Genomic DNA, 10,384 nt, shown 5'->3' with positions numbered 1-10,384 from the left:
GGCGACCGCTTCCTGCCCGGCAACCAGAAGCACCCCCTGTTCGAGTTCCGCTTTGTGCGGCTGGCCGAACTGGCCCGCTCCCGCGCCGACTGGGACGAACTGCCCGAGGCCCTCGAGACCCGTCTGGACGGCAGGGTCAGCCACCTCGAGCTCGAGGAGGACTTCCCCGCCCTGTGGGCCGAAACCATCCGGGTGGCCCTGGGTCTGGAACCCCCGGAGGTCTTCCAGCTGGCTCCACCGCTCGACCTGAGCTTTGTCTCCACCATTGTCTCGAGGGGGCCGGCCAGCGAGAAATTCAAGCCCCTCGTTCCCCAGAAGCCCAAGGGTTTCGCCAAAGACCCCTGGGCCTACCTGAACCGCCGCGACCTGGTGCTCTACCACCCCTTCGAGGACTATGGCGCGGTTGAAGCCTTCGCACTCGCTGCCGCGCAAGACCCCAGAGTAGAGGCCCTGCGGGCCACCCTCTACCGCATCGGGCAGGAAAACGGCATCGCCGAGGCCCTGATCCAGGCTGCCAGAGCCGGGAAGGACGTGGCGGTGTTGCTGGAAGGCCGGGCCCGCTTCGACGAACTGGCCAACCTCGAGTGGAGCCTGCGCTTTGCCGGGGCCGGGGTGCGGGTGCTGCCGCTGCCGAGCAAGAAAGTCCACGCCAAGGCCCTCTACGTGCGCCGGGCCGGCCATGCCTACGCCCATCTGGGCACCGGCAACTACAACCCCATCAATGGGCGGCTCTACACCGACCTCTCGTTCTTTACCGCCAACCCGCTCCTTACCGCCGATGTGCAGAGCTTTTTTGCGGCCCTCGAGGCCCGCCAGAGCCCGGCCCTCGCCACCCTCCGCACCGCCAGTGCGGTTCGGGATGTTCTGCTGCAAGGCATCGCGGGCGAGGCCCACAAAAAGGGCCAGATCATCCTGAAGTTCAACCACCTCACCGACCCTGCCATCCTGGAGGCCCTCGAGTCCGCCCTGAACCAGGGGGCCCGGCTGCACCTGATCGTCCGCAGCACCCTCACCACCCTCTGGGAGGGGCTCGAGGTTCGGAGCCTGGTAGGCCGCTTTCTGGAGCACGCCCGCATCGCGGCGTTCCACAACAACGGCAAGTGGCGGGTCTGGGCCGGCAGCGCCGATGCCATGCCGCGCAACCTCGACCGCCGCTACGAGCTGTTTTTCCCTATCCTGGACGCCCGGGCCAGGCGCAAGGCGCTCGACATTTTGCTGGCCCAGATTACCGACGACCGCAACAGTTTTATCCTCACCCCACAGGGACAGGAGCGGCGCTGGGGGGGGAAGCACGATGGGCAGCGGCTGGGGTGATCTACTTTTTGCTGATCACGCCGCTTTCTTTAGACAAGGAACGGCTCTTGTGGTGCATTTGGCGCCAACCGGGCACATGCGCGCTCAAAAGCGCCTTGAACACCCTGCCGTGGCTTGCATAGCGCAGGTGGAGCAGTTCATGAACAATCACGTAGTCTTGAAAGTGCTCCTCTTGGTCAAGCAAGTCAGTGGCCAGGGTGACGGTTCCCGCCGACGAGCAGGAACCCCACTTCCTGCGCATCTCCTGCACCCGAACCACGCGGGGATTGACCTTCAGCTTGACGGCCCAGGCCAGCACGCGGCGTCGCAAGTCCTGCGCCGGGTACTGGGAAGACTTCATTCCCTCGCCTCCACAAGCAACAATCTCACTACCAGATCCACGACCCGCGCCCGTTCGTCCTGTGCCAGCGTGAGCAACGGCTTGTACAGCGATGCGCGCAGCCGCCGCTGCTCGTCGGCGTTGACCAGGGCGTTCGGGAACCGGCCCAACAGCTCCTCGGCCTCCTTGGCTAGCGTCATCGTATCGATCCCCGCCGTCTTGATGGCCGAGTCATCGCGCAGCACCCAGAACACCGCGAAAGCCCGGGCAGACAGGCCGCTGTCGCGCGCCGCCTTCATGGCTACTTCCTTTTCTGCCGCTAGCGCTGCCAGCTGGTCCATGGCGGCCAGACCGGTCGTTTTGCGTTCCTCCAGGTCTTTGATGATGCGCTCGGCGCGGTCTTTCAGCGGCTGCAGCACCGGCAAGACCGCCGGGTTGCCGTCCATCTCATGCTGCAAGCCACGCACGAGATTGAAAACCTTGCCTTCGTCTGGGCCGTCCTCCTTGCGCAGCGCCTGCAGGGTCGCCACGTCGAAGGTCACACTCTTGGTCAGCCGCCCCAGCCCTTGCTGTTCTGCGCTCTCCTCGATCAGGCGGCGCGTCTTGTAGGCCAGGTCCGCCACGAAGCCGACCTTTTCGGCGTAGGCATTGCGCACGGCGGCATAGAGCTGGGTCAGCTGCTTGTAGGTGCCGATGTGATCGCGCAGCTCCGGCGAAGGTGAAAGAATTTCCCACAGCGCCTCGAGCTCCTTGTATGCCTCGAAGAAGGCCTTGCGCGCTTCGGGTGCCAGGAAGCGACCAAAGACCAGCTTTTCCAGCCGCTCGTCCGGCGTGTCGCCGCTGGAGACCTGCAGGTAGTCTTTTTCGGCCTGTGCAATCTTCTGAAGGAAGTCCTGTAGCAGTACGTCCAGGTCTTCAATCACGCCGCCGACATCCGACGAGTCGAATTGCAGGGCTTTCTTTAGCTCGCGCAGCACGCCCACAAAGTCCACCACCAGCCCGACTCGCTTCTGCACGCCGCCCGCATCCACATAGGGGCGGTTCGCGCGCGCAATGGCTTGCAGCAGCACGTGGTCACGCATCGGCTTGTCGAGGTACAGGCAGTACAGCAGCGGCGCGTCGTAGCCGGTGAGCAGCTTGTCGGTGACGATCAGGATCTTGGGGTTCTCGGCAGGCTTCTTGAACAGCAGCCGGGCGTTCTCTTCCCGCTCGGGGGAAAGCTGGAGTTCGGCCACCAGGGGGCGGTCGAGGGCATCCGCCGCGTTCTCGGTGTAGACCGGCACCGACCACTCGGGCGGCAGCAGCTTATCCAGCGCTTTCTTGTATTTGGCGCAGGCCTCGCGGTTGACGGCCACCACGAAGGCCTTGTAGCCCAGCGGTAGCACGTTCTCCTGGAAGTGCTCGGCGATGAAGGCGGCCACCTTCTCGACGCGGTCGTCCGCGGTCAGGAAGGTGCGCAGCCCCACGGCGCGGTCGAGCACCTTGTTCAGCTCCTCGATATCGGTCACGCCTTCGCTATCGGCCAGCGCGAAGAACTCCTGATCCAGCCGCTCAGCCGGCACCGTCATCTCGCTCGGGGCCATCAGATGCTTGATGGGCAGGGTGGTCTCGTCGGCAATGGACTCGGCGATGGAGTACTTGTCCAGGTAGCCCAGCTCGTCCTGCATGCCGAAAATCTTGAAGGTGCTTTCGCCCTGCGAGGTGCGCTTGATAGGCGTGCCGGTGAAGCCGATGATGGTGGCCTTGGGCACCGCAGCCATCAGGTAGGTGCCGAGTTCCTTGGCCACCGAGCGGTGCGCCTCGTCAATGAAGACGTAGACGTTGTCGCGCAGGCAGCTATCCTTGCGGATGGCCTCAAACTTGTGGATCATCGAGATGATCAGGCCGCGAAAGTCGGCATCCAGCAACGACTGCAACTCGGCCTTGTGGTTGGCCCGCCTGACCGCGATGTCCTGGCTCTGCATCTCGCCCAGCAGGCGCTCGACCCAGCCCTTCAACTGGCCTTCCAGTTCGGTGCGGTCCACCACCAGGATCACCGTCGCGTTGGCGAAACGTGCCTTGTCCTCCAGGATCAACCGCGCAGCGGTCAGCAGGGTAAAGGTCTTGCCGGAGCCCTGGGTGTGCCAGACCAGGCCGCGGGTCTTGGCCGGGTCGGCGCAGCGGTTCAGAATGGCATCAATCGCTCGCCGCTGGTGCTGGCGCAGCACCGACTTGCGCGTCTCGCCATCTTCCACGTAGAACAAGATCCAGTGCTGCAGGGTGCGCAGGAACTCGGTCGGCTCGAAAAAGGCTTGCACCGCGAAGCGGTAGGTCTCATCCGGCGTCTGCTTCCAGCGGGCCATGGCGCGCCGGCTGGCGTTCCAGGTCACGCCGTACCAGTACTCAAGCACATGCGTCACGTTGAAGAGCTGTGCCGTGGCCAGCAGCTCCGGTGTTTCTAGCTCGTAGCGGCGCAGTTGCTTGATCCCCCGCTCGATGGCATCGCCGTCCTTGGGGTTCTTGTGCTCGACGATCACCACCGGCACACCGTTGACCACAAACATCACGTCGGCCCGGTTGCCCTTGCGCGCAGGCGGCTTGATCTTCCACTCCCACGTCACGTGGAACACGTTGTCAGCCACGTGCTCGAAGTCAATCACCGTCACTGGCCGGTGGCGCTTCTCGGCTTCGTCGTACCACTGGCGCTCACCGCGCAGCCAGGCCAGCAGCTCGCGGTTGCCCTCGATGGTAGCCGGCAGCGCGTCCAGAGTTTCCACCACCGAGCGCACGGCGTCGGCGGACAGCCAGGGGTTGAACGCCGCGAGCCTGTCCTCGAGCACCTCGCGGAAGAAGGTACCTGCCTCGCCGCCACGCTTGGCGCGCGCATCCTCCGGCGTGAGCGGCGTCCAGCCGATCTCCACCGCGTGCTCCACCATGGGGAATTGCACCGTGCCGGCCTCAGAGATTTTGAGGGTGCTCATGCTTGCCGCCTTCGGCCATGGGCTAGTTGTGCTATATCCCAGCGGGGCATCGCGGGCGTCTTGTGGGTCATCGGTTCCAGACAATTGCATTTGTGTGTCACAGATACCGATTCCGCTACACACAAAATCTGTTGTGTGTAAGGCGTGACACTCAAAGGACGACCCTCCCTTCGGCGATATTGAGAAGCTCAGGGAAGGCGTAGATCGCCGCCCGTCGGCCCGCCCCCTGACGGAGCACTCGGAGCACTTCTGCCTCCCGGAGCACACGCAGAATCCGGATGGCAGTCTCACGCGGGATCTGCGAGCCGTCTACGAAGTGGCTGCTGGAGAAGATCGGGCGGGAGAAGATGAAATCGACCGCCAGTGCCGAGAACTGCGAACGGGTTCGCTCGGCGACCTCGTGCTGCATGCGCTGATGCAGGGCGACAATCGCCTGTGCCTTGGACTGGTTCTCAGACGCCTGCTCAATCAGACCCTGCAGGAAGAAGGCCGACCACCCGGTCCAGTCGCCGTCGCGCGAAACGGCGCGCAGCCGTTCGATGTATTCGTCGCGCCGGGCCTCCAGATAGCCGCTCATGTAGAAGTTCGGCCCGCCGAGGATACGCCGCTCGTAGAGAAAGAGCGGGATGATCATGCGGCCGAGCCGCCCGTTGCCGTCCTTGAACGGATGCAAAGCCTCGAACTCCGCGTGGACGATGGCAAGCTGTACCAGCGGATCGGGCTCGTTGCTGCTTGCCGCATAGGCGGCCCAGGCGTCGAGTCCGGCCTGGAGATGCGTTTGGGGGATCGGCACGAAACTCGCCTGTTCGATTGGACAGCCAGCATGGCCGATCCAGTTCTGCTCGTTGCGGAAGGCGCCGGGCTCCTTGTCACGCCCGCGTACACCCGCCATTAGCAAGTGGTGCGCCTCGCGCAGGAGATGCGGAGTCAATGGCCGTTCGGCGACGGCCTTGGCCGCATAGCTCAGCGCCTGCCGATAGTTTCTGATCTCTTCGGCATCGTCGCGCTTGATCTGCGCCACGTCGGCATCGGCGCCGGCTTCAATCTCCAGCACCTCGCCCATGGTCACGTTGGTGCCCTCGATCCTGGAGGAGAGCACCGCTTCCTGCGTGATGAGCGGCGAGAGCAGCACGGCGGCGTTCGGCATGGCCGCCACCAGCCCGTCGTAGCGCGCCAGCGCCGCGTTGGCCTGCCCGATCAGGGGCACGAGCCGCGCCCAGTCGATGGCCGCAGGAGGAAAGCCGCCCAAGTGATAGTGGACAGGCCCGTTCACGCCTCGACCTCCTCGCCTTGCACCGAGGCCAAGGACAGCGCCGAGAGGTCAAGGTCTGCCACACGAATCTCGCCGGTCATCAGCTTGTGCAACAGGGCCTTGAACAGCTCCTCCAGCACCGCGCGCTTCTGCCGGTGCAGGGCGATCTTGCGGTCGATGGCGTCCAGGATGGTGACGATTTCGCGTTGCTCGTCCTTGCCGGGCAACGGGATCGGCAACCCCCTCAGAAATGCACAGGTCAGAGCACCCTTCGTGCTACCGCCACCTGCTGCGACCTGCCGCAGAAATTCGTACTGAGTTTCGAGGTAGCCCCTGATGAAGCTTGAATCACCTTTATCGGTTTCGGTCTGAAGGTAGGCAACATGCTGACTCACGGTCGCCTCGATTTTGAGAACAGCACAGTGCCCCAGTGTCTTACCTTGCCCAGTGATCGCCATGAGCACAGCACCCGGCTTAACACGTGGTAAGTGGCATTCGGCGAGCGCGACATCGGTCACAAACTGGTCGGCGGTTTCGATTTCGCGGTCGTACACCTTGGCACTTGTAAGCCATGGGAACGTCCCACCGTGCCAGTACGCTGAAATAGTCTTCTTGGGGGTTGATCCGTTCCCGATCTTCCCCAGAGAGCCAAGTGGGACAACTTCCCAACTTTCCGGCACCGGCCCGATCTCGGTCTCCTTCTGCGGCTCGCCGCGCAGGCCGCGCGTGAACAGCTCGCGCATGGCGGCGCGTTTGAGTTCTTGCAACGTGTCCAGAAGCATTGATTGCTGCGTCATGACTGACTCTGTTTGACGAAGCACAGCGGCAATCGCCTTCTGTACCTGTGCGTCAACCGGATAGACGAGTTCCTTTTCCTTGAGGATGGTGAAATGGCGGTTATAGCCACGTGCAGGTAAGTCAATGGCTCGACAGGCGTAAAAGAAGAACAGCGGGTCGATTTCTGGCTTGGGGCGCAGCAGTTGAGTCCCGTCCGCGCCACGCGCAAATGGCTGGTTCACGTACTTAAAGACGCGGGTATGGTCGCCGAAAACTACAAGTGGCAACGGAGCATCGATTACTGCACGCTCGTCGTCCGTCCAGCCGGCAATATGGTTTTGGCCTTGGTCAATCACCGGAAACCGCCCCGCTGGCTTATAGTCCCGCGTCTGGACCTTGGTCTTGCCAGCAACCGGCACCGGAACCAGGCAGTCAGCCACGGAAGCGATGTTCCACACTTGGCTCATCACACCCTCTCCGTTTTCGCCAGCGGGCGCAAAAGCCGCATTAGATCAGCCGTGAGACTCGTCTCCTGAGCGTTGAGTTCTTCGAGCGTGCGAATCAGATGCGGTACTGATCCTACTTCCCCAGCCCCGTTCTGCCCCACCCACCTGCTCGGACTCAGGTTGTAGTCTGCTTCCTCCGCCTGCTGTTTGGTGATCACCGCCAGCTTGCCCTCGACCGGCTCGCCCTTGAGGTACATCGCCGCTAGCGGGCGGATGTCCTCCTCGGGCAGGTAGTTCTTTGGTTTGCCCTTGCGGAAGTGGCGGCTGGCGTTGAGCAGGATGATTTTGCCGCGGCGGTCTGCCGGCTTGTTCTTGCGCAGCACCACGATCACGCCCGCTGCGGTGGTGTTGTAGAAGAGGTTTTCGGGCAGCAGGATCACGCCGTCAATGAAGTCGCGGTCTACGAACCACTTGCGGATGTTGCGCTCCCTGTCTTCGTTTTTGGAGCCGGAGCCGCGCGTGACGGCGCCGGTGTCGAGCACTACGGCGGCGCGGCCGTGGTCATCCAGGCAGGCCAGGGTGTGCTGCAGCCAGGCCCAGTCGCCCTTGCCGCTGGTGATGCCCCCCGCGGTGCGGAAGCGGTTGAAGGGGTCGTTGGCGAAGAGGTCGGGCGCGAAGGGCTGGTTCCACATGGGATTGGCGACGACGATGTCGTGCCGCCGGATGGTGCCGTCGGCGTTGCGGAACTTGGGGTTGATCAGGGTGTCGCCGCGGGCCAGCTCGACCTCCATGTCGTGGATGATGGCGTTCATCTGCGCCACGGCGTAGCTCTCGGCCTGCAGCTCCTGGCCCGAGAGCCTGAGCGGCACCCGGCTGATGGGGTCGAGTTCGCGGGCGACGAGCTGTAGCTTGATGAGCAACCCAGCCGAGCCACAGGCATAGTCGTGGCAGGTCTCGCCCGGCTTGGGCCGCAGGATGTGGGCCATCAGGAAACCAACCTCGGTGGGCGTGAAGAACTCACCGGCGCTCTGGCCCGAGCCTTCAGCGAATTTGCGCAGCAGGTATTCGTAGGCGCGGCCCAGAAAGTCGGGCTGCACGTCGGCCAGCCCCAAGCGGTAGCGCGGGTCGGAGAAGGTCTCCACCACACCGCGCAGCTTGGCCGGGTTGATATCGCGCTCGCCGTTGCGCTCGGCGGCAAAGTCCACCACGTCGATCACGCCGGAGAGGGTGGGGTTCTGCTTCACCACCGCGCGCACGGCGCGGGTCAGGTGCTCGCCGATGTCCCTGGGAGCGGTCGGGCGGCCGCGCTCGTCCGGCGGCCAGTCGAAGGGCTCGCGCCCGCCGATCACCGCCCAACGGGCCTCCGGGGGCAGGTAGAAACGCAGCAGTGAATGGTCGCCATCCGCAATCTCCAGGGCGGTGGCACGGTCGCCGTACTCCTCGGCCAGCCGCCCGATCTCGTCGTCGAAGACATCGGACAGCCGCTTCAAGAACAGCAGCGGCAGCAGGTAGTCCTTGAACTTGGCCGCGTCCTTCTCGCCGCGGATCGAGCAGGCCGCGTCCCATAGCATCTGCTCCATTGGCTTGGTGGTGGGGATGTGGGCTGCACTTTTGCGGCGGCGTGGGTTGACCGGGGCAGCCTGGCCGTTTGCCTCGATCTCGACCTCAGCCTCGCTAGCCAGTGCTAAGATGGCAGAAAGGGCGGGCTTCCGGGGTTTGTTGCTCCCGTTCTCCCAGCGGTTAACGGCGGCAAAAGAAACGCCCAAACGTTCGGCCAGCGCTTCTTGGGTTAGGTTCAACCTGGCGCGGACTGTTCGCAAGATCAAAGGAAGATTCGCGGAATGTGCCATATTTGCTATGCAATATAGCAAATATCTCATTATGTTTCAAGCGAAGGGCGAGTATCAAACGTCACTTGTGCCAGCTCGCAGCTCGAGCCGGGATGAGCACCGCGCCAGGCCCGCTGTTTGGCGTGAACATGAAGGGGTTCTAGGTAAGATTTTTGCCGAACTGGGGCCGCCATAGACGAGATGGCCCGCTCGCTCATCAATGGGCTGCTGCGGGAGGGGCGGCTGGAAGGGGAGGGCTCGAGGGTACGCCGGGCGGGGTAGAGGAGAGGCGGGATTGTGACCTTTGCATGGACAAATGATATTACTGGTAATATCATATTAGGGAGTGGCAGATGGGGCAGCTCGAGAAGCTCATTATGAAGATGCGCCGTCTGCCGCCCGAGATGCGCTATGAGGAAGTAGAAAGGGTACTGCTGGGGTATGGATTTGAGCTGGTTCGATCCAGCGGCAGCCACCAGGTCTTTCGCCACCCGGACGGGCGAACCCAGGTCGTGCCCAAACACCGGGGTCAGGTGGTAAAGGCCGCTTACCTCAGGCAAGTTCTTAAGTTGTTACAGGAGGAGGAGGCATGAAGAGGCAGAGTGTGCGTAAGCCTTTGGATTACTACCTGGGCCTGCGCTACCCGGTTACGCTGGTTCCCGAGAAGGAAGGGGGCTATACCGTTTTGGTTCCCGATCTGCCCGGCTGTGTTTCGGTGGGCGAGACGGTAGAAGAAGCGCTGGAGATGATCGAGGACGCCCGCCGTTTGTGGCTCGAGGTGGCCTACCAGCACGGAGACGAGATCCCCCTGCCCTCCACCGAGCGCGAGTACGGCGGCAGGGTGCTGGTGCGGATGCCCCCCAGCCTGCACCGGCGTTTGGTGGAGGGGGCCGAGGCCGAGGAGGTGAGCCTGAACCAGCACATGGTGGCGCTGCTGGCGGAGAGAAGCGCCATTTCCCAGGTGCGACGTGAGTTGAGTGCCCTGCGAAGGGAGTTGGGGATGTTGGGCGAGGGTGTGAAGCGGCCTTTGAGTACCCGTTAGCTCTCCACATATGCTTTCATGCGAGTCATGACCCGCCTCGAGCCCTCCCACCCCAACTTCCCCAGTGGCCTGACCGACTGGGGCTTCGAGCGACTGACCGTGCAGGGAAACCTCGAGCTTCTGAACCAACCCCTGGTGGGGGTGGTCTCTTCGCGCCAGTGTCCGGCCCGGCTGATTATTGCGGCGCAGGACTGGGCCAGGGCGGCCAGGGAACAGGGCCTGACCCTGGTGGGGGGCTTTCACTCGCCGGTCGAGCAGGAGGTGCTGCGGGTAATGCTGAAGGGTACGGGGGGTGTGGTGCTCTGTCCGGCGCGGGGGCTGGGTGGGATGCGCCTGACCGCCGAGCTTGACAGGGTGCTCGAGGCCGGACGACTGCTGCTGGTCTCACCCTTCGGCGATGGGGTTCGAAGGGCGGACAGCCGTAGGGCCGAGCGGCGCAACCGGC

Annotated in this window: 9 protein-coding genes; 4 read left to right on the top strand and 5 right to left on the bottom strand. The window is 63.6% G+C overall.

All coding sequences use genetic code 11. From position 1 onward, the window contains the following. Positions 1-1,314, top strand: a 1,314-nt coding sequence (locus tag Q0288_RS02745; protein ID WP_299426833.1) for a polyphosphate kinase, incomplete at its 5' end; no start/stop codon positions are given. Between the two features lies 1 nt (position 1,315). Here the strand turns inward: Q0288_RS02745 and Q0288_RS02740 are convergent. From Q0288_RS02740 to Q0288_RS02720, 5 genes are all read right to left on the bottom strand, one after another. Next, positions 1,316-1,654 carry a YgjP-like metallopeptidase domain-containing protein gene (locus Q0288_RS02740; RefSeq protein WP_299426830.1) on the bottom strand — a complete coding sequence of 113 codons (339 nt, stop codon included), beginning with the start codon at positions 1,652-1,654 and terminating at the stop codon, positions 1,316-1,318. After that, positions 1,651-4,593, bottom strand: a complete 2,943-nt coding sequence (locus tag Q0288_RS02735) for an HsdR family type I site-specific deoxyribonuclease (RefSeq protein ID WP_299426827.1) — start codon at positions 4,591-4,593, stop codon at positions 1,651-1,653. The genes Q0288_RS02740 and Q0288_RS02735 overlap by 4 nt, the downstream gene beginning before the upstream one ends. 151 nt (positions 4,594-4,744) lie before the next feature. Further along, positions 4,745-5,866: a Fic/DOC family N-terminal domain-containing protein gene (locus Q0288_RS02730; protein ID WP_299426824.1), complete on the bottom strand. Its 1,122-nt coding sequence runs from the start codon at positions 5,864-5,866 to the stop codon at positions 4,745-4,747. Then, positions 5,863-7,089, bottom strand: coding sequence for a restriction endonuclease subunit S (locus tag Q0288_RS02725; RefSeq protein ID WP_299426821.1), 1,227 nt, complete (start codon positions 7,087-7,089; stop codon positions 5,863-5,865). The genes Q0288_RS02730 and Q0288_RS02725 overlap by 4 nt, the downstream gene beginning before the upstream one ends. Further along, positions 7,089-8,918, bottom strand: coding sequence for an N-6 DNA methylase (locus Q0288_RS02720; RefSeq protein WP_299426818.1), 1,830 nt, complete (start codon positions 8,916-8,918; stop codon positions 7,089-7,091). The genes Q0288_RS02725 and Q0288_RS02720 overlap by 1 nt, the downstream gene beginning before the upstream one ends. A 356-nt stretch (positions 8,919-9,274) precedes the next feature. On the opposite strand from Q0288_RS02720, the gene Q0288_RS02715 reads away from it, so the two are divergent. The 3 genes from Q0288_RS02715 to Q0288_RS02705 form a co-directional block, all read left to right on the top strand. Then, complete coding sequence (locus tag Q0288_RS02715; protein WP_299426815.1) at positions 9,275-9,490, top strand: type II toxin-antitoxin system HicA family toxin; 216 nt, start codon at positions 9,275-9,277, stop codon at positions 9,488-9,490. Continuing rightward, positions 9,487-9,939 (top strand): type II toxin-antitoxin system HicB family antitoxin, encoded by a 453-nt coding sequence (locus tag Q0288_RS02710; protein WP_299426812.1) that lies wholly within the window; start codon positions 9,487-9,489, stop codon positions 9,937-9,939. The genes Q0288_RS02715 and Q0288_RS02710 overlap by 4 nt, the downstream gene beginning before the upstream one ends. Positions 9,940-9,957: 18 nt before the next feature. Further along, a partial coding sequence (locus tag Q0288_RS02705) for a DNA-processing protein DprA (protein ID WP_299426809.1) occupies positions 9,958-10,384 on the top strand: 427 nt, incomplete at its 3' end.

The organism is uncultured Meiothermus sp., assembly GCF_937863175.1.
Lineage (GTDB): Bacteria > Deinococcota > Deinococci > Deinococcales > Thermaceae > Meiothermus.
This window is presented reverse-complemented; position numbering and strand designations above follow the sequence as displayed.